Below are 18855 nucleotides of genomic sequence, written 5' to 3'. Positions count from 1 at the left end.
TATCTGGCCAAGCATAGGGAGTTCACCTTCGCGTTGCGGTTGGAGCAGCATACTAAAAGCGAGTCGCGAAACGCTAAACAAAGCTAGTGACAAAGGGTTAAGTTACCTTTTCGGCCAACAGCTCCACCTGCTCCTGGCGCTCGGCCTGGCTCAACTTGCCATGGGGATTGAGTGACGACCATTGCGGGTGCGCCCGAGCCTTGCTCAGGGCTTCGGGCAGCTTACCTTCGCGCCAGTCTTTATCCTGCGGCGTATCCACCTTGATGCTGTCCATCGCGGCATGCCCGCGCTGGTCGAGGGCCAGCACCAGTTGGCGCTGGCGCAGTGCCAATAGGCGCAACACGCTGTCGTCGACAGTCAGCTCGCGCTGGCCCTTGATCTTGCCCAGCAAACGACTGCCATAACTGCGTGCGGTTTGCAGGGCGCCGCCGGCAATGGCGCCGGCCAGCGCGGCTGCGCCGAGGGTCAGGCCGCCCACCAGCAGGTCGACGCCTGCCCCGGCCGCCGCTCCTGCGGCGATCCCGCTACCGACTCGCACTCCCAGTTGCTTGAGGGTTTCGGGGTTGAACAAATCATCGCCCCAGCGTCCGTCCAGCAGCGGCAAATCGCTGGCGGCGGCGTCCTGCGGGCGGAAGGCGTAGAGCTTGAGCAGCGCCTCGACGCAGCGCTGTTCGCGCTGGCGTACGGCTTTGCGCAGGTCGCTGATGGCCTGCTGTTCCTGCCCGGCGTCACTGGCCACGCTGCGGCGGCAGGCGGCGCAGTCGATCAGCAGTTCAGCGATCAAGCGGGCGGCACTTTGCTGGCGCGCCAGGCGTTGCGCCTGCTGGTCGGCGATCAGGCGCTCGAGTTGCCCGCGCGAGTTCTCCAGCATCAGCGCCAGGCTTTCATACAGCCGGCGTTCGCCGTCTTCCGGCGGCGCGACACTGTCAAAGCGCACCAGCGCATGCAGCCCCAGGCGCGCCAGGGCTTCACGCCAATCCGGTTCGCGATGGTCGGCGCTGCTGACGAAATTCAGCACCGGCAGCAGCGGCTTGCCGCAGCTGGCCAGCACCTGCAGTTCGTCGCGGTACTTGGCCAGCACCGGTTCGCGGGCATCGATCACATACAGCCCGGCGTCGGATGCCAGCAGTTGGCGCAGCACCTTGGCTTCCTGCTCAAAGCGCTGGCGCGCCTCGCTGCCGTCGAGGAAACGCGCCAGGCGCTCAGGGCCGTCGAGGCGTTCGCCGGGGCGTTCCAGGTGTTCGAGGTAGTCGAGCAGGGCGATCGCGTCTTCCAGGCCTGGCGTGTCGTAGAGCTCCAGCAGGGCCTGGCCATCGACCGACAAACGCGCGCCTTCGACATGCCGGGTGGTGCTGGGGCGATGGGACACTTCGCCAAAGCCGACATCCCGGGTCAGGGTGCGCAACAAGGAGGTTTTGCCGACGTTGGTGTGGCCGACTACGGCGAGCTTCAGCGGTTTTGGTTGAGCATCAGTCATGACCCGACTCCAGCCAGTTCATCGGTGCGCAATCGGCGAAGGGCAAGCCCAATTGCTGCAGGGCGGCATGCCAGTCCCCCAGGCGGTCGGCGTCCAACGCCTGGCCGGGCGGTGCCTGCAGCAGCCAGACACGGGTGGCGCTGGCGCTCTGGGCCAGTTCGGCGATCAGCGCCAGGCTGCCGCGATCCGGAGAGCGCCGGGGGTCGCACGCGATCAGCAGGCGGGCTGGCGGGAAGCGGGTCAGTTGTTCGAGAAGCTTTTGCCGCGACTCGCGGCTGTCGAGGATCCCGGCATCCTTGACGTTCTTCGCCAGGGCCGGCGGCCACGGGCGCTGGTCGTCCAGCTCGATGGCTACCAACAGCGCGCCGTCACTGTGCAGGGCGCTGCTCGCGCTTTCGACCTGATGCAGGCGCTCTGGCGCGGCATCGCTGACGCCGAGGCGCTCGCTGCTGGGCATCAGGCGTTCACGCAATTGGGCGTAGCCGGGCAATTTCAGGTCCAGTTGCAAGCCCGCGCGGCCACGGCTCCAGCGCCACAGGCACAGCAGGGTCAGCAGCAGGCGCGGCAATGCACCGTACACCAGCACCACGCCGACCAGCCAGCCGGCCCAGGCTTGGCGGGCGCTTTCAAGGTTCAGGGCGGCGTCACCGCTGGCGCGGATCATCTCTTCGGTAGGCACGCTGAACCCCAGCAGTGCAGGCAGGGCACCGAGGGCCTGGGTCAGGGCGACGAAGGTTTCGCCGCTGAGGATGGTGGTCTCCCAGACAAACCCGTAGCGCCGGGTCGCCATCAGCGTCAGGACCATGACCAGCGCACTGAGCATCACCACCAGCCACAGGCCATTGACCAGCAGGCCCAGCAACCAGCGATTGAGTTTGTGCCGTTGTAGCAACAGCAGCAGGGCCGGCGCCAGGTGGGCGGCCTTGGCATCGCGGGCGAGTTTTTCACTGAGCCACAGCCACAGGCGCCCGAGGGTGGCGCCGTAGTCGGCGGCGAGGATCAGCCCCGAGGCCCAACTGAGCAGCAGAATCAGGTTCAGCCCGAGCAGGCTGCCCAGGGCCCAGAACACATTGACCGGAGCCTGGCCATCGCCCAGGGCGGCAAATGCCAGGCCGGCGCCACTGAGGATCGCCAGCACGGCCAGGACCAGCAGTGCCAGGCGCGCGCCTTGTAGCCAATGGCGCAGGGCCGCGGTCAGGCCATCGCGTTCGGCCAGCCAGTGTGCACGGGCCTGGATGCGGCTGGGCAGGTCGCCACCGGCATTGCGGGCCAGGCGGTTGGCTTGCGAATCCTCCAGGGCGCCGGCGTGTTCCTCGCGCAGACGGATGGTTTCGGTTAGCCAGAGTGTGTGCAGATCAGTCACGCGTCATCCCGTCGCTTAAGTGAGTGCTGAGCATAACCGCTGTGGCGCTTATCGGGGAAAGCGAGGCTCTGGTATCCTCCTCGCCATGAAAAAAACACTCCCCCTCAGCCTGATCGCAGCCCTCGGTGAAAACCGCGTGATCGGCGTCGACAACAGCATGCCCTGGCACTTGCCGGGGGATTTCAAATACTTCAAGGCCACTACCCTGGGCAAGCCGATCATCATGGGTCGCAAGACCTGGGATTCCCTCGGTCGCCCACTGCCGGGGCGGTTGAACATCGTGGTCAGTCGCCAGGCCGACTTGCAGCTGGAGGGTGCCGAGGTCTATCCGTCGCTGGAAGCCGCCGTCGAGCGAGCGCAGGAATGGGCGCTGGAACAAGGTGTCGATGAGCTGATGCTGATTGGCGGTGCGCAACTGTATGCGCAAGGATTGGCCCAGGCCGATCGGCTGTACCTGACCCGCGTGGCGCTGAGCCCCGAGGGTGATGCGTGGTTTCCGGAGTTTGAGTTGAACCAGTGGAAACTGGTGTCGAATGCGCTGAATCCGGCCGAAGGCGACAAACCGGCGTACAGCTTCGAAATCTGGGAGAAAGCCTAAAAGCATCGCGGGCAAGCCCGCTCCCACAGGGATCTGCGGTGAACACATATTTGTGTTCGACCAAGACCCATGTGGGAGCGGGCTTGCCCGCGATGAGGCCCGCTCAGCCGCTCAAAGACTCAAGCGTGCGCCAACTCCTCATGCTCATCAGCCAGCAGCACGTCTTTATCCGTCTGTTGCATGATCTGGCTGGTAATCGCCCCGGCTGTCATCGAACCACTGACGTTCAGCGCCGTGCGGCCCATGTCGATCAGCGGCTCGACGGAAATCAGCAACGCCACCAAAGACACCGGCAAACCCATGGCCGGCAACACGATCAGCGCGGCGAAGGTTGCGCCACCGCCGACCCCGGCCACCCCGGCCGAACTCAACGTCACAATCGCCACCAACGTTGCGATCCACAGCGGGTCGAGCGGGTTGATGCCCACGGTCGGGGCGACCATCACCGCCAACATCGCCGGATAGAGACCAGCGCAGCCGTTCTGGCCAATGGTGGCGCCAAACGAAGCGGCGAAGCTGGCGATCGACTGCGGGATCCCCAGGCGGCGGGTTTGCGCTTCGATGCTCAGCGGGATGCTCGCGGCGCTGGAGCGGCTGGTGAAGGCGAAGGTCAGTACCGGCCAGACCTTGCGGAAAAAGCGCAGCGGGTTGATCCCGGCCAGCGCCACCAGCAGGCCGTGGACTACAAACATCAGGCCCAGGCCCAGGTACGACACCACCACAAAACTGCCGAGCTTGATGATGTCCTGCAGGTTGGAACCGGCGACCACTTTGGTCATCAGCGCCAGCACACCGTAGGGGGTCAACTTCATCACCAGGCGTACCAGGCGCATCACCCAGGCTTGCAGGGTGTCGATGGCGTTGATCACTTTCTGACCTTTTTCCACGTCATCCTTGAGCAGTTGCAGGGCTGCAATACCGAGGAAGGCGGCAAAAATCACCACGCTGATGATCGACGTCGGCTTGGCACGGGCCAGGTCGGCGAACGGGTTCTGCGGGATGAACGACAGCAGCAACTGCGGCACATTCAGGTCGGCAACCTTGCCCGCGTAGTCGCTCTGGATGGTTTGCAGGCGCGCCATTTCCTGGGTGCCGGCGACCAGGCCTTCGGCGGTCAGGCCGAACAGGTTGGTCAGGCCGATGCCGATCAGCGCCGCGATAGCGGTGGTGAACAGCAGGGTGCCGATGGTCAGGAAGCTGATCTTGCCCAGGGAGGACGCGTTGTGCAGCCTGGCAACAGCACTGAGGATCGAAGCAAATACCAGGGGGATCACGATCATTTGCAGCAATTGCACGTAACCGTTACCCACCAGGTCGAACCAGCTGATGGAGGCTTTGAGCACTGGATTGCCTGCACCGTAAATCGTGTGCAAGGCCACGCCAAACGCCACGCCCATGACCAGCGCCAGCAGCACTTTCTTGGCCAGGCTCCAGGTGGTGTGGCGGGTTTGTGCCAGGCCAAACAGCAAGGCCAGGAACACCAGCAGATTGAGGATCAGCGGCAGATTCATCGAGACTCCAAAAAAGACTTGTGCCAATCGCCTCGCGGGGCAATTGCGAACCGGCAAGCCTAACAGCTTGATATCTATAAAATTAATACCAAAAACGCATGGTGACTGTCGTTTTTGGAATAAGCGCCTGACGCTGTCGGTTATGCCGGTGACGGAATCAGCACGCAAGCGGTCGTGCTCAGACGAGGACTGTCATGCAGATTTGTTAGCGTCGATGGCTTTCATTCAGGGAGAAATGCACATGAAAGTCGCTACGCAAGTGTTAGCCGTCGCCATGTGCCTGGGCCTTGCCGGCCAGGTGTTCGCCACCGATCTCAAACATTGGCCCGAGGCACAGGCCAAGCAACTGGACGCGATGATCGCGGCCAACGCCAACAAGGGTAACTACGCGGTGTTCGACATGGACAACACCAGCTACCGCTACGACCTGGAAGAGTCGCTGTTGCCGTTCATGGAAAACAAAGGCCTGATCACCCGCGAGAAGCTGGACCCCTCCCTGAAGCTGATCCCGTTCAAGGACACCGCCGAACACCAGGAAAGCCTGTTCAGTTACTACTACCGGCTGTGCGAGCTCGATGACATGGTCTGCTACCCATGGGTCGCCCAGGTCTTTTCCGGTTTCACCCTCAAGGAACTCAAGGGCTACGTCGACGAGTTGATGGCCTCCGGCAAGCCGGTGCCTAGCACCTATTACGAAGGCGACGTGGTCAAGACCATCGAGGTCAACCCGCCGAAGATCTTCACCGGGCAAGCCGAGCTGTACAACAAGCTGATGGAAAACGGCATCGAGGTCTACGTGATGACCGCCGCCTCGGAAGAGCTGGTGCGCATGGTCGCCTCCGATCCCAAGTATGGCTACAACGTCAAACCGCAAAACGTGATCGGCGTGACGATGCTGCTCAAGGACCGCAAAAGCGGCGAGCTGACCACCGCGCGCAAGCAGATCACGGCCGGCAAGTACGACGAGAAGGCCAACCTGGGCCTGGAGCTGACCCCATACCTGTGGACCCCTGCGACCTGGATGGCCGGCAAGCAGGCCGCCATCCTGACCTACATCGACGAGTGGAAAAAACCAGTGCTGGTGGGCGGCGACACTCCGACCAGCGACGGCTACATGCTGTTTCACAGTGTCGACGTGGCCAAGGGCGGCATCCACCTGTGGGTCAACCGCAAGGACAAATACATGGCCCAGATCAACGGCATGATGGCCAAGCACGCTGCGGCCCAGGCCAAAGAAGGGCTGCCGGTGACGGCGGACAAGAACTGGGTGATCGTCAAGCCGGAGGAAATCCAGTAAGGATTTGCTTCACTGTAGGAGCGAGCCTGCTCGCAATGGTCGTCAACGATAACGCTGGAAGCCTGATACCCCGCGGTGCTCTCAGGTTTTTCGCGAGCAGGCTCGCTCCTACAGTTGACCGGATGTTGTCCAAAAAAATACCCCGCACTTGGCGGGGTATTTTTTTGTTCAACGGCTAACGATCACAGCCCGTCGAGCATCGCCTTGTTGCGCACGGCACCCTTGTCGGCGCTGGTGGCCAGCAGGGCGTAGGCTTTCAGTGCGGTGGTCACTTTACGTGGGCGCACTTCAACCGGCTTCCAGCCTTTTTTGTCCTGCTCGACGCGGCGTGCCGCCAGTTCTTCATCGCTGACCAACAGGTTGATCGAGCGGTTGGGAATGTCGATCAACACTTTGTCGCCATCCTGCACCAGGCCAATCGCACCGCCGGCAGCGGCTTCTGGCGAAGCGTGGCCGATGGACAGGCCCGAGGTGCCGCCGGAGAAGCGACCGTCGGTGAGCAGGGCGCAGGCTTTGCCCAGGCCCTTGGACTTGAGGTAGGAGGTCGGATAGAGCATTTCCTGCATGCCCGGGCCGCCTTTCGGGCCTTCGTAACGGATGATCACGATGTCGCCTTCTTTGACTTCGTCGGCGAGGATGCCGCGCACCGAGCTGTCCTGGCTTTCGTAGATTTTGGCGCGACCTTCGAACACGTGGATCGACTCGTCGACACCGGCGGTTTTCACCACGCAGCCGTCCAGGGCGATGTTGCCGTACAGCACGGCCAGGCCGCCTTCTTGCGAGTAGGCATGCTCGACACTGCGAATACAGCCGTTTTCACGGTCGTCGTCCAGGGTTTCCCAACGGGTCGACTGGCTGAATGCGGTCTGGGTCGGGATGCCCGCCGGGCCGGCCTTGAAGAAGTGGTGCACGGCTTCGTCGGTGGTCTGGGTGATGTCCCACTTGGCGATGCCTTCGGCCATGCTCTTGCTGTGCACGGTCGGCAGCTCGGTGTGCAGCAGGCCACCACGGGCCAGCGAGCCTAAGATCGAGAAGATCCCGCCGGCGCGGTGCACGTCTTCCATGTGGTACTTCTGGATGTTCGGCGCGACCTTGCACAGTTGCGGTACGTGGCGCGACAGGCGGTCGATGTCCTTCAGGTCGAAGTCGATCTCGGCTTCCTGGGCTGCGGCCAGCAAGTGCAGGATGGTGTTGGTGGAACCGCCCATGGCGATGTCCAGCGTCATGGCGTTTTCGAACGCCTTGAAGTTGGCGATATTGCGCGGCAGTACCGAGTCGTCGTTGTCACCGTAGTAGCGTTTGCACAGTTCGACGATGGTGCGCCCGGCTTGCAGGAACAGCTGTTCGCGGTCGCTGTGGGTGGCCAGGGTCGAGCCGTTACCCGGCAGCGCGAGGCCGAGGGCTTCAACCAGGCAGTTCATCGAGTTGGCGGTGAACATGCCGGAGCACGAGCCGCACGTCGGGCAGGCGCTGCGCTCGTACTCAGCGACTTTCTCGTCAGAAGCGCTGGAGTCGGCGGCGATCACCATGGCGTCAACCAGGTCCAGGCCGTGGGAGGCGAGCTTGGTCTTGCCGGCTTCCATCGGACCGCCGGAAACGAAGATCACCGGGATGTTCAGGCGCAAGGCGGCCATCAGCATGCCGGGGGTGATCTTGTCGCAGTTGGAGATGCAGACGATCGCGTCGGCGCAGTGGGCGTTGACCATGTACTCGACGGAGTCGGCGATGATCTCGCGGCTCGGCAGCGAATAGAGCATGCCGTCGTGACCCATGGCGATGCCGTCATCGACTGCAATGGTGTTGAATTCCTTGGCCACACCGCCAGCGCGCTCGATCTCGCGGGCAACCAGTTGACCCAGGTCCTTGAGGTGCACGTGGCCCGGGACGAATTGGGTAAAGGAGTTGGCAATGGCGATGATCGGCTTTTTGAAGTCGTCATCTTTCATCCCCGTGGCGCGCCACAGAGCGCGAGCACCGGCCATGTTGCGACCGTGGGTGGATGTTTTCGAGCGGTAATCTGGCATGAAGCACTCCGGGCGGCTAATCAGGTATCAAAAGGGAAGTGAGCTTCTATTGACGTCTGGAACACTCAGAAATAGCCGGGTGTCCGGAAGTTGCCGAGAACTTTGCGGGATCGCCGCGCGCTTCAGCTTGAGCTCATAAACCCGCCGGGGGATGACTGGCGATGAATAGGGCCGATTCTACACCGCTGGCGGCTGGAGGGAATGGCTGCAAGCATTCACAAGACGTTTGGCGACCACCCCCGTAGGAGCGAGCTCGCTCGCGATGAACCCGAGAACGCCGCGGGGTGTCAGGTTCCCCGCGTTATCGTTGACCACCATCGCGAGCGAGCTCGCTCCTACAGTATTAAATCCACATGGCATCCCACAGGGGGTAGTCTCCAACTCGAGTCACAAGCCCGGCGCGCAAAGGGTTGGCGATGATGTATCGGGCGATGGCTTTCAGGTCTTCCTCGCGACGCAAGGCCCGATCGAAGTAACCCTTTTGCCATAGTGTTTCGTGGCGACCTCTTTGCTGGTTGATGGCGCGAGCACTTCTGGATTTGGCTGCTTGCATCAGTCTCGGCAAATCACCGTTGTGCAATTCAACCAGCCAATGAAAGTGATCCGGCATGACGACCCAGGCTATTGAGGTGGCATTGCCGGCTTCATGAGCTCTTCTGAATTCACTCACTACCAAGCGTCCAACGTACAAATCATTGAAGATCGGTTGTCGTTCATGGGTGACAGCGGTCAGGTGATAGATACGACCGGATTGCGAGTGCCGACCTGTGCGTAATCGATGGGCTTTTGGCGTGTTGGACATTCCGTTGTCCTCTTCGGTGATGGGAAGAGAAAACGGTAGGCGTGGGGTGGGAGGTTGTCGCTTCGGCAGTGGATCAGAATGTGTCCTGCACCTGGAGCGAGCCTGCTCGCGATGAGTTCAATGACACCGCGGGGTATCAGGTTCCCCGCGTTATCGTTGACCTCCATCGCGAGCAAGCCGCAAGCGAGCAAGCCGCAAGCGGGCGCCGCAAGCGGGCGCCGCAAGCGGGCGCCGCAAGCGGGCGCCGCAAGCGGGCGCCGCAAGCGGGCGCTCGCTCCTACATAGGTTTTGCGTTATCAGCTGTTGGGAAGCAGCCGGCAGGTGATGCTCTTGATGTAGCGGGTTTCAGCAATGGCCGGGTGTACCGGGTGGTCCGGGCCCTGGCCGCCGCGTTCCAGCAGCTGGATGTTGCGGTCCAGGTGGCGGGCGCTGGTCAGCAGGATGTTCTGCAGATCATCTTCGGGCAGGTGCATCGAGCACGAGGCGCTGACCAGGATGCCGTCCTTGTTGAGCAGGCGCATGGCTTGCTCGTTCAGGCGACGGTAGGCGCCTTCGCCGTTCTTCATGTCTTTCTTGCGTTTGATGAAGGCCGGCGGGTCGGCCACGATCACGTCGAAACGTTCTTCGCTGGCTTTCAACTCTTTCAGGGCTTCGAATACGTCGCCCTCGATGCAGGTCATTTTGTCGGCAAAGCCGTTCAGCGCAGCGTTGCGCTCAACGCCGTCGAGGGCGAAGGCCGAGGCGTCGACGCAGAACACTTCGCTGGCGCCGAATGCGGCAGCCTGCACGCCCCAGCCACCGATGTAGCTGTACAGGTCCAGTACACGCTTGCCTTTGGCGTACGGGGCCAGGCGGGCACGGTTCATGCGGTGGTCGTAGAACCAGCCGGTTTTCTGGCCCTGAATGACCGGCGCTTCGAATTTCACCCCGTTCTCTTCCAGGGCGACCCACTCCGGCACCAGGCCGAACACGGTGTCGACGTAGCGCTCGAGGCCTTCGGCGTCGCGCGCGGCGGAGTCATTCTTGAACAGAATGCCGCTCGGCTTGAGCACTTGGGTCAACGCGGCGATCACGTCGTCTTTATGGGTTTCCATGGTCGCCGAGGCGATCTGCACCACCAGGATGTCGCCGAAACGGTCGACTACCAAGCCCGGCAGCAGGTCGGAATCGCCGTAGACCAGGCGGTAGAACGGCTTGTCGAACAGGCGCTCGCGCAGCGACAGGGCGACGTTCAGGCGGTGCACCAGCAGCGACTTGTCCAGTGGCAGCTTGATGTCGCGCGACAGCAGGCGGGCGCAGATCAGGTTGTTCGGGCTCATGGCGACGATGCCCAGCGGCTTGCCACCGGCGGCTTCCAGGATCGCCTGGTCGCCGGCCTTGAAGCCGTGCAGCGGGGTGGCGGCTACGTCGATTTCGTTACTGTAGACCCACAGGTGGCCGGCGCGCAGGCGACGGTCGGCATTGGCTTTGAGGCGCAAGCTTGGCAGGGACATGACGTCGCTCCAGAAAAAAGAGCGGGAGTATACCCTGTTGCGCAGCCGTTGGCGGGCTCACCGGATGGACTGCGGGAGCGGTTTGAGGTGTCGGCAACCTGCGCTTAAGGGGTAGAATCGCCGCCTGCCCAGAGTGAGTACTTATGTCCCAAGAGCTATCTTCCGAACAGATTCAGCAGGCCCTGCAAGGCATCAGCGTTCCGCCTCAACCGCAAATCATGGTGGATTTGCAGATGGAACAGTACATGCCGGACCCGGACCTTGAAGTGATCGCGAAGCTGATCTCCCAGGACCCGGGTCTCTCCGGCGCGTTGTTGAAAATCGTCAACTCGCCGTATTTCGGCCTGAGCAACAAGATTGCCTCGATCCAGCGGGCGGTGAACCTGTTGGGCAGCCGCTCGGTGATCAACATGATCAACGCGCAGTCGATCAAGGGTGAGATGAATGACGACACCATCGTCACCCTCAACCGTTTCTGGGACACGGCGCAGGACGTGGCCATGACCAGCCTCAGCCTGGCCAAGCGCATCGGCTCGCAAGCGGTGGACGAAGCCTATGCCCTGGGGCTGTTCCACGACTGTGGCGTGCCGCTGATGCTCAAGCGCTTCCCCAACTATATGGCGGTGCTGGAACAGGCCTATGCCAACGCCGGCGTCGATTGCCGGGTGGTGGACACGGAAAACCATGCGTTCAACACCAACCATGCGGTGGTCGGCTACTACACGGCAAAGTCCTGGCGCCTGCCGGAACATGTCAGCCACGCCATCGCCAATCACCACAACGCCCTGGCGATCTTCAGTGACGAGTCCTCGCGCAACAGTCAGTTGAAGAACCTGCTGGCGATCCTCAAGATGGCGGAACACATCTGTGCCTCGTACCGGGTCTTGGGCAACCAGACCGAAGACCATGAGTGGGACAGCATCGGTCACCTGGTGCTCGACTATGTCGGCCTCTCGGACTACGACTTCGAGAACCTCAAACAGACGATCCGTGAACTCGGCGCGCACCATTGAGCGCCGGACCTTTCCTGAGCCGAGTACGCCATGCCTGAATTACCGGAAGTCGAAACCACCCGCCGCGGGATTGCGCCCTACCTGGAAGGCCAGCGCGTCAGCCGGGTGGTGGTGCGTGAGCGGCGCCTGCGCTGGCCGATCCCCGAAGACCTCGATGTGCGCCTTTCCGGGCAGCGCATTGTGCTGGTGGAGCGGCGTGCCAAGTATTTGCTGATCAACGCCGAGGTCGGCACCTTGATCAGTCACCTGGGCATGTCGGGGAATCTACGCCTGGTGGAAATCGGCCTGCCGGCGGCCAAGCATGAGCATGTGGACATCGAGCTGGAGTCCGGCCTGGCCCTGCGCTACACCGACCCGCGCCGTTTCGGGGCGATGCTCTGGAGCCTTGACCCGCTCAACCACGAACTGCTGCTGCGCCTGGGGCCGGAGCCGCTGACGGACCTGTTCGACGGCGATCGCCTGTTTCAACTGTCACGTGGGCGCTCGATGGCGGTCAAGCCGTTCATCATGGACAACGCGGTGGTGGTGGGGGTCGGCAATATTTACGCGACCGAAGCGCTGTTCGCCGCCGGGATCGACCCGCGCCGCGAGGCCAAGGGCATCTCCCGGGCGCGTTACCTGAAGCTGGCGATCGAGATCAAGCGCATCCTGGCCGCCGCCATCGAGCGCGGCGGCACCACTTTGCGCGACTTTGTCGGCGGCGACGGCCAGCCGGGCTATTTCCAGCAGGAGCTGTTCGTCTATGGCCGCGGCGGCGAGGGCTGCAAGGTCTGCGGGACAGAACTTCGCGAGGTGAAGCTGGGGCAGCGGGCGAGTGTGTTTTGCCCCAGGTGCCAGCGCTGATCCAGATGTGGCGGTGAGGTTGCTTATGGCCTCATCGCGAGCAGGCTCGCGATTCCTTACGCCTTGCCGGTAATGATCCGGTACTTTTCCATCAACTGCTCTTCAGTTTCCGGATGGGCTTCGTCCAGCGGAATGCAATCGACCGGGCAGACCTGCTGGCATTGCGGCTCGTCATAGTGGCCGACGCACTGGGTGCACAGGTTCGGGTCGATCACGTAGATCTCTTCGCCCTGGGAGATGGCGGCGTTCGGGCACTCGGGTTCGCAGACGTCGCAGTTAATGCAATCGTCGGTGATGATCAGGGACATTGGGGACTCCAGCCAGGGTCGTCGGCCCGGGCATCTGAAAACTAATGCGCACAATTGTGCCGCATTGACGCTGTAGGAGCGAGCTTGCTCGCGAAAAACGTCAGGGCGCTGTGTACTTTCTGATAGCACTGCGTAATCGTTGACGTTTTTCGCTGGCAAGCCAGCTCCTACAGTCGGGGTCTATTTCTTGAACCGGAGTGTAAGAGCATCGGCCACGGCCGGGTGGACGAATTTAGTGATATCGCCGCCCAGGGCTGCAATTTCACGGACCAGCGTCGAAGAAATAAACGAATAGCGCTCGGACGGCGTCAGGAACAGGCTTTCCACGTCCGGGGCCAACTGGCGGTTCATGTTGGCCAGCTGGAATTCGTACTCGAAATCCGACACCGCACGCAAACCACGCAGGAATACATTGGCATTCTGCTCTTTGGCGAAGTGCGCCAACAGCGTCGAAAAGCCGACGACTTCGACGTTCGGCAGATGCTTGGTGACCTCGCGGGCCAGCTCCACACGCTGTTCCAGGGGGAATAGCGGGTTTTTCTTGGGGCTGGCGGCGACAGCAATGATCACATGATCGAACAGGCGCGCGGCGCGTTCGACCAGATCGCCATGGCCCTTGGTAATAGGGTCGAAGGTACCTGGGTACAACACTCGGTTCATCGCGTCGTCCTGGCGGGAATCCGTTGGGGAGTCGGATGGTATCGCAGCCTTCCCGGTCGGCCAAGTCGCCATTGGGCTAAGAACGCACTATAGACCAGGCGAATATGCAGTTTTTTCATGGATTTCGCAGGCGTTCGGCCAGTGCGCTGGCCAATTGCGCGGTCAGCCCGTAGACCGATAGTTGCGGGTTGGCGCCAATGCTGGTGGGGAACAGCGAGCCGTCATGCACCGACAGATTGCGCAGTTGATGATGTCGTCCGAGGCTGTCGGTCACGGCGTGGGTCGGGTCTTCACCCATGGCGCAACCGCCCATGACGTGGGCGCTGCCCAGGCGGGTGCGATACAGCTCCAGGCTCAGGCCGTCGATCAACGTGCGGGCTTCGGTGAGACTGTTGACGTAGCGCGCATCGGCGTGCATCGGCATGACGGCCTTGGCGCCACCGGCGAACTGGATCTCGGCCATGCTGTGAAAGGCCCGGCGTAGGCCGTCCCAGGCGTAGTCGGAAACCTGATAGTCGAGCACTGGCGTGCCGTCGCCGCGCAACTCGACGCTGCCGCCGCTGCTGTCCGGGTGGAAACCGTCACGCAGCAGGGCGAGCATGGCGTGGGTATGGGGCAGTTGCTGCATGTGCGCGGCGTTCTCGGCGCCGAAGCCGCCGAGCAGGGTCGCGGCCAGCGCCGGGTGCAGCGGCGGCACTTCGAGCTTGTAGGACATTTTGCCGGTGGCGCCGTCCTGCCATTGAAAGTGGTCGGAGTAAATCGACTGCGGCGCGCCGTAGAACGGGTTGATGACTTCATCGAACAGCCCGGCAGACATGTTCACCAGGTGCAGGAAGGTGCGTTTGCCGAGGCGCTCGTGAGGGTCGGGTGCCTTGGAACGCAGCAACAGCCCCGGGCTGTTGATCCCGCCACCGGCCAGCACATAGTGCCGTGCCTTGACGGTAATGGTGCGACCAGTGGGCGCCACGCAGCGTTCATCCATGGCCACGCACAGCAGGCCGGTGACCTGGTCGTCCTTGATCAACAGCTGTTCGGCGCGAGCCAGGTACAGCAGCTCGCCGCCTTTTTCCAGGGTCGCGGGAATGGTGGTGACCATCATCGACTGTTTGGCGTTGGTCGGGCAGCCCATGCCGCAATAACCGAGGTTCCAGCACCCGCGCACGTTGCGCGGAATCACGTGCCAGCTGTAGCCGAGTTGCTCGCAGCCTTTCTTGATCACTTCGTTGTTGGCATTGGGTGGCACCAGCCAGGGTGCGACGCCGAGGCGTTGTTCCATTTTTTCGAACCAGGGCGCCATGTCCGCCGGGCTATGGCCCTTGACGGCATGCTCCCTGGCCCAGTGTTCGAGGGTCGGCTCGGGGGTGCGAAAGCTCGAGGTCCAGTTGATCAGCGTCGTGCCACCTACCGCGCGGCCCTGCAGGATGGTGATCGCACCGTCCTTGCTCATGCGGCCGATGCCCTCCTGGTAGAGGTTGGCGTAGGCCTGGTCTTCGAGCATCTTGAAGTCGCTGCTGGTCTTGAGCTGGCCTTCTTCGATCAGCAGCACCTTGTAGCCGGCCGCACTGAGGATCTCGGCCGTGGTGCCACCGCCCGCGCCGCTGCCAATGATGGCGATGTCGGCTTCCAGGGTCAGGTCATTGGCCAGTTGTGAGCCGTTGTAGGTTTTCCAGCCGCGGGCCATGCCTTCGCGAAACGGATCGGGTACGGGCATCTGGGGCTCTCTTATATTTATCAGGTGGTGAAGGTGCCTGGATCTCAGACTTTCGGTGGCCCGGGATAGCCGCAATGGGCCCACGATTCGGCGCGGCTGTACCATGCCATCATCACCAGTTGCAGGATCGAACTGTGGCCCATGCGCAGCAGGCTTAACGAGCTGTTCTGCCAGCGTTGCAGGAAGTGGCGGATGGCCTCGCTGCTGGCATTTTCCCAACTGCCCCAGATTCCGGTCAGTGGCCCGCGGGTGACCGCCATGCCCAGCACGTCAAACAGTTGCTGGGTCAGCTTGAGCATTTCTGGCGACAAGTGATCGAGGCCGTGGTCCAGGCTGCGCAGGGTTTGTTCGGTAGCGGCGGGGAGTTTTTCGGCCACCACGGCGCCCTCGAGCATCACCGGCAACAGCGCCCGCAAAAAACTCAGGTCAGTGTCGCGGATAATCGCAAACCCGTTGGCCGGGCTGCTGGCCGAGCAACCGCTGAGGCTGGCGCCCAGGCCTGCGGTGGCGAGGAAGGCGCTGGCGCCGAGACTGAATTTGAGCAGGCCGCGCCGTGACAGCGCGGGGGCATCGCAAAAGCGTGGGTTCATTATTGTTGTTACCCGGCAGTGAAGGGTCAGCGGATGAACAGTTTCTGGATCAGCTTCTGGATCGACTTGCCATAGGGTGGGTAGATCAACTTGGCCGCGTTGAAGCGCTGCTTGATCAGCACGCCCTTGGCTTTGCTGAATGTCAGGAAACCTTCCCTGCCGTGGTAATGGCCCATGCCGGAAGCGCCGATACCGCCAAACGGCATGTCGTCCTGGGCAACGTGCAGCAGGGTGTCGTTGAGGCAGACCCCGCCGGAATGGGTTTCCTGGAGTACGCGATTCTGTTCGGCCTTGTTGTAGCCAAAGTAGTAAAGCGCCAGTGGACGTGGTCGTTGATTGATGTAGGCAAATGCCTGGTCCAGGGTCGTGTAGGGCACCACTGGCAGCAGCGGGCCGAAGATTTCGTCCTGCATCACGATCATCTCGTCGCTGACATTCAGCAGCACGCTGTGGCCCATGCGCCGGTCCTGGTCTTGCTCGAACAGCGGGATCAACTGTGCGCCCTTGGCGCTCGCGTCACTCAGGTAGCTGTGCAGTCGCGCCAGTTGGCGTGGGTTGATGATGGCGGTGTAGTCGGGGTTGTCCGCCAAGGTCGGGTAGAAGCCACGTACCGCCTGGCGATAGGCCTCGACGAAGGATTCAACCCGGTCCTGCGGCACCAGCACATAGTCCGGAGCGACACAGGTTTGCCCGGCGTTCAGGGTTTTGCCGAAGGCGATGCGTTCGGCGGCATCCTTGAGCGGCACGTCGTGGGAGACGATGGCCGGGGATTTGCCACCCAGTTCCAGGGTCACCGGTGTCAGGTTCTCGGCCGCCGCGCGCATCACGTGTTTGCCGATGCTGGTGGCGCCAGTGAACAGCAGGTGGTCGAACGGCAGTTGGGAAAACGCCACGCCCACATCGGCCTCGCCCAGCACCACGGTCACCAGGTCCTGAGGGAAGATCTTGGCCAGCAGGAATTTAAGCAGCTCGCCGGTGGCCGGCGTGGATTCGCTGAGCTTGAGCATCACTCGGTTGCCCGCAGACAGGGCGCCGACCAGCGGGCCGATGGCCAGGTAGAGCGGGTAGTTCCACGGCACGATGACCCCGACGACCCCCAGCGGTTGGTAGACCACCTTGGCCTTGGCCGGCTGGAACGCCACGCCTACTTTGCGTGGCGAGGCTTTCATCCAGCCCTTGAGGTGTTTGCTGGCGTAATGAATGCAGTGCAGGCTCGGCATCAGTTCGGCGAGCAGGGTTTCATCGGCGCTGCGGTTGCTGAAGTCTGCGCTGATCGCTTCGATCAAGGCCTGGCGCTGGTCACTCAGGACGTCGCTCAAGACCTTGAGCCACTGCTGGCGCTGGGCCGCAGGCGGCATAGGGTTGGCCGCATACGCCTGGCGCTGGGCGGTAAACAGGTCGTGAAGCTCACTCAATGGCTGCTGGGAGTCTTGCAGGTAGGCAATTTCGGCGGGCATGGTAGCTCCAGGTTTTTTTATAATGGAGAAGTTTTTAGAGTCTATGCTCTAAAAAGTCAAATGACTTCCTCGGGATGTGATGATTTATCCGCCGACGGATAGGTCGTAAGATGCCCGCAACGCACAGCAGAATTAAAGCTCAAGCCATGGCCCCACGAATAAAAACCAGCGAGCGCATCGTGCAGAACAGCCTGGAGCTGTTCAACCAGCAGGGTGAACGCAGTATCAGCACCAACCATATCGCCGCGCACATGGAGATATCCCCGGGCAACCTGTACTACCACTTCCCCAACAAGCAGGCGATCATCGCCGTGTTGTTCAGTGAGTACGAGGCCCTGGTGGAAAGCTTCCTGCGCCCGCCGCAAGGGCGTGCTGCCACGGTTGAAGACAAGCGTTACTACCTGCAGGAACTGCTGGACGCGATGTGGCGCTACCGGTTTTTGCACCGCGACCTGGAGCACCTGCTGGACAATGATCCGGAGCTGGCGGCCCGTTATCGACGGTTTTCCCAGCGCTGCCTGATCCAGGGCACGGCGATCTACGCCGGTTTTGTCGCCGCCGGCATCCTCGCCATGGACAAGGTGCAGATCGAATCCCTGACGCTCAACGCCTGGATCATCCTGACCTCCTGGGTGCGCTTTTTGTGTACCACCCGAGAAAACTCCAGCCACCTCAGTGAACAGGCCATTAAACGCGGCGTGTACCAGGTGCTGGTGCTGGAAGCCGGGTTTGTCACCGAACAATCGCGCGAGGAAATCGACGCCTTGTTCGAGGAGTATTACGTGCCGCTGGGCCAAGCCCTCGAAGAAGTGCAGTAGGATCGCGCCAAGACTTACCTCACAGGAGCCCGCTATGCCCATCGCGCAACTGATCAGCCCCCTAGCCCTGGACCAGAAAAAGGAGCAGGCCGCCCTGGTGATCCTGGATTGTCGCTTTGCCCTCGAAGACCCGGATTATGGCCAGCGCAGCTATGCCGAAGGGCATATTGCCGGCGCCTCGTTTGCCGATCTGGAGCGTGACCTCAGCGGGCCGGTGATCAAGGGTGTCACCGGCCGGCACCCACTGCCGGACCCGCAGGCCCTGATCGAGCGCCTGCAAGCCTGGGGCATCGATAATGACAGCCAGGTGGTGCTGTATGACGACGGTCCAGGGGCGTATGCAGCCCGGGCCTGGTGGTTGCTGGCGTGGCTGGGCAAGCGTGACGGGGTGTTTATCCTCGACGGTGGCCTCAAGGCCTGGCACGCCGCCGGCCTGCCGCTGAGCCTGGATGCGCCGGGCAATACCCGTGGCACGTTCAGCGGTACCCCGGATGCGGCCATGGTCTTGAGCGCCGACCAATTGCAGCAACGCCTCACTCGGCCGGAGCTGACCCTGCTCGATGCCCGTGGGCTGCCGCGGTTTCGCGGCGAGGTCGAACCGATCGATCCGGTGGCCGGGCATATCCCCGGCGCGTCATGTGCGGCCTTCACCGATAACCTGGGGCCGGACGGACGCTTTCTGCCGGCTGCGCAACTCCAGCCGCGGTTTGCCGAGAAGCTGGCGCAGCGCTCGCCGAGTGAACTGGTGGCGTACTGCGGTTCGGGCGTGACAGCCTGCCATAACCTGTTTGCCCTGTGCCTCGCCGGCTATCCGTTGGGGGCGCTGTACGCCGGCTCGTGGAGCGAATGGATCACCGATCCGCAGCGGGCGATTGCCACCGGCGATTAAG

17 protein-coding genes are annotated in these 18855 nt (G+C 62.3%); 6 read left to right on the top strand and 11 right to left on the bottom strand.

Features of this window, described 5'->3' with window-relative positions; translation table 11 throughout:
* Positions 1 to 97: 97 nt before the first annotated feature.
* Entirely contained in the window at positions 98 to 1477 is a 1380-nt protein-coding gene (locus tag PspS04_RS26010; RefSeq protein WP_159998442.1) for a DUF3482 domain-containing protein, read from the bottom strand.
* Positions 1470 to 2840, bottom strand: a complete 1371-nt coding sequence (locus PspS04_RS26005) for a DUF2868 domain-containing protein (protein ID WP_159998440.1) — start codon at positions 2838 to 2840, stop codon at positions 1470 to 1472. The genes PspS04_RS26010 and PspS04_RS26005 overlap by 8 nt, the downstream gene beginning before the upstream one ends.
* A gap of 85 nt (positions 2841 to 2925) precedes the next feature.
* Here PspS04_RS26005 and PspS04_RS26000 point away from each other — a divergent pair, with 85 nt between their 5' ends.
* Entirely contained in the window at positions 2926 to 3438 is a 513-nt protein-coding gene (locus PspS04_RS26000) for a dihydrofolate reductase (RefSeq protein ID WP_159998438.1), read from the top strand.
* 119 nt (positions 3439 to 3557) lie between these two features.
* Here the strand turns inward: PspS04_RS26000 and PspS04_RS25995 are convergent, their stop codons facing one another.
* The gene (locus PspS04_RS25995; RefSeq protein ID WP_159998436.1) at positions 3558 to 4949 is read right to left on the bottom strand and encodes an L-cystine transporter; all 1392 of its coding nucleotides are present in this window, start codon (positions 4947 to 4949) and stop codon (positions 3558 to 3560) included.
* 241 nt (positions 4950 to 5190) lie between these two features.
* Here PspS04_RS25995 and PspS04_RS25990 point away from each other — a divergent pair, with 241 nt between their 5' ends.
* Entirely contained in the window at positions 5191 to 6246 is a 1056-nt protein-coding gene (locus PspS04_RS25990) for a haloacid dehalogenase-like hydrolase (RefSeq protein WP_159998434.1), read from the top strand.
* Positions 6247 to 6428: 182 nt separating this feature from the next.
* Here PspS04_RS25990 and ilvD read toward each other — a convergent pair whose 3' ends face one another.
* The 3 genes from ilvD to PspS04_RS25975 all read right to left on the bottom strand — a co-directional run bounded on the left by ilvD (position 6429) and on the right by PspS04_RS25975 (position 10565).
* On the bottom strand, positions 6429 to 8270 hold the full coding sequence (gene ilvD, locus PspS04_RS25985) for a dihydroxy-acid dehydratase (RefSeq protein ID WP_159998432.1): 1842 nt from the start codon (positions 8268 to 8270) through the stop codon (positions 6429 to 6431).
* A gap of 343 nt (positions 8271 to 8613) precedes the next feature.
* On the bottom strand, positions 8614 to 9072 hold the full coding sequence (locus PspS04_RS25980) for an REP-associated tyrosine transposase (protein ID WP_095164603.1): 459 nt from the start codon (positions 9070 to 9072) through the stop codon (positions 8614 to 8616).
* A gap of 296 nt (positions 9073 to 9368) precedes the next feature.
* Positions 9369 to 10565 (bottom strand): class I SAM-dependent rRNA methyltransferase, encoded by a 1197-nt coding sequence (locus PspS04_RS25975; protein WP_095164601.1) that lies wholly within the window; start codon positions 10563 to 10565, stop codon positions 9369 to 9371.
* 143 nt (positions 10566 to 10708) lie between these two features.
* On the opposite strand from PspS04_RS25975, the gene PspS04_RS25970 reads away from it, so the two are divergent.
* The gene (locus PspS04_RS25970) at positions 10709 to 11578 is read left to right on the top strand and encodes an HDOD domain-containing protein (protein WP_095164599.1); all 870 of its coding nucleotides are present in this window, start codon (positions 10709 to 10711) and stop codon (positions 11576 to 11578) included.
* Positions 11579 to 11608: 30 nt separating this feature from the next.
* Positions 11609 to 12421, top strand: coding sequence for a bifunctional DNA-formamidopyrimidine glycosylase/DNA-(apurinic or apyrimidinic site) lyase (gene mutM, locus PspS04_RS25965; RefSeq protein ID WP_095164595.1), 813 nt, complete (start codon positions 11609 to 11611; stop codon positions 12419 to 12421).
* A gap of 56 nt (positions 12422 to 12477) precedes the next feature.
* Here mutM and PspS04_RS25960 read toward each other — a convergent pair whose 3' ends face one another.
* The 5 genes from PspS04_RS25960 to PspS04_RS25940 form a co-directional block, all read right to left on the bottom strand.
* Positions 12478 to 12729, bottom strand: coding sequence for a YfhL family 4Fe-4S dicluster ferredoxin (locus PspS04_RS25960; protein ID WP_038358877.1), 252 nt, complete (start codon positions 12727 to 12729; stop codon positions 12478 to 12480).
* Positions 12730 to 12909: 180 nt separating this feature from the next.
* Positions 12910 to 13389: a pantetheine-phosphate adenylyltransferase gene (coaD, locus tag PspS04_RS25955; protein ID WP_040071510.1), complete on the bottom strand. Its 480-nt coding sequence runs from the start codon at positions 13387 to 13389 to the stop codon at positions 12910 to 12912.
* 115 nt (positions 13390 to 13504) lie between these two features.
* Positions 13505 to 15100: a GMC family oxidoreductase gene (locus PspS04_RS25950; protein WP_159998430.1), complete on the bottom strand. Its 1596-nt coding sequence runs from the start codon at positions 15098 to 15100 to the stop codon at positions 13505 to 13507.
* A gap of 44 nt (positions 15101 to 15144) precedes the next feature.
* Entirely contained in the window at positions 15145 to 15690 is a 546-nt protein-coding gene (locus PspS04_RS25945) for a twin-arginine translocation pathway signal protein (protein ID WP_159998428.1), read from the bottom strand.
* Positions 15691 to 15716: 26 nt separating this feature from the next.
* Entirely contained in the window at positions 15717 to 17147 is a 1431-nt protein-coding gene (locus PspS04_RS25940; protein ID WP_159998426.1) for a coniferyl aldehyde dehydrogenase, read from the bottom strand.
* A 146-nt stretch (positions 17148 to 17293) separates the two neighbouring features.
* Between PspS04_RS25940 and PspS04_RS25935 the strand changes: the two genes are divergently transcribed.
* Both PspS04_RS25935 and PspS04_RS25930 read left to right on the top strand, forming a co-directional pair.
* The gene (locus PspS04_RS25935) at positions 17294 to 17965 is read left to right on the top strand and encodes a TetR/AcrR family transcriptional regulator (protein ID WP_095164574.1); all 672 of its coding nucleotides are present in this window, start codon (positions 17294 to 17296) and stop codon (positions 17963 to 17965) included.
* A 34-nt stretch (positions 17966 to 17999) separates the two neighbouring features.
* Positions 18000 to 18854, top strand: a complete 855-nt coding sequence (locus tag PspS04_RS25930) for a sulfurtransferase (protein ID WP_159998424.1) — start codon at positions 18000 to 18002, stop codon at positions 18852 to 18854.
* Position 18855: the final 1 nt, after the last annotated feature.

Source organism: Pseudomonas sp. S04, assembly GCF_009834545.1.
Lineage (GTDB): Bacteria > Pseudomonadota > Gammaproteobacteria > Pseudomonadales > Pseudomonadaceae > Aquipseudomonas.
This window is presented reverse-complemented; position numbering and strand designations above follow the sequence as displayed.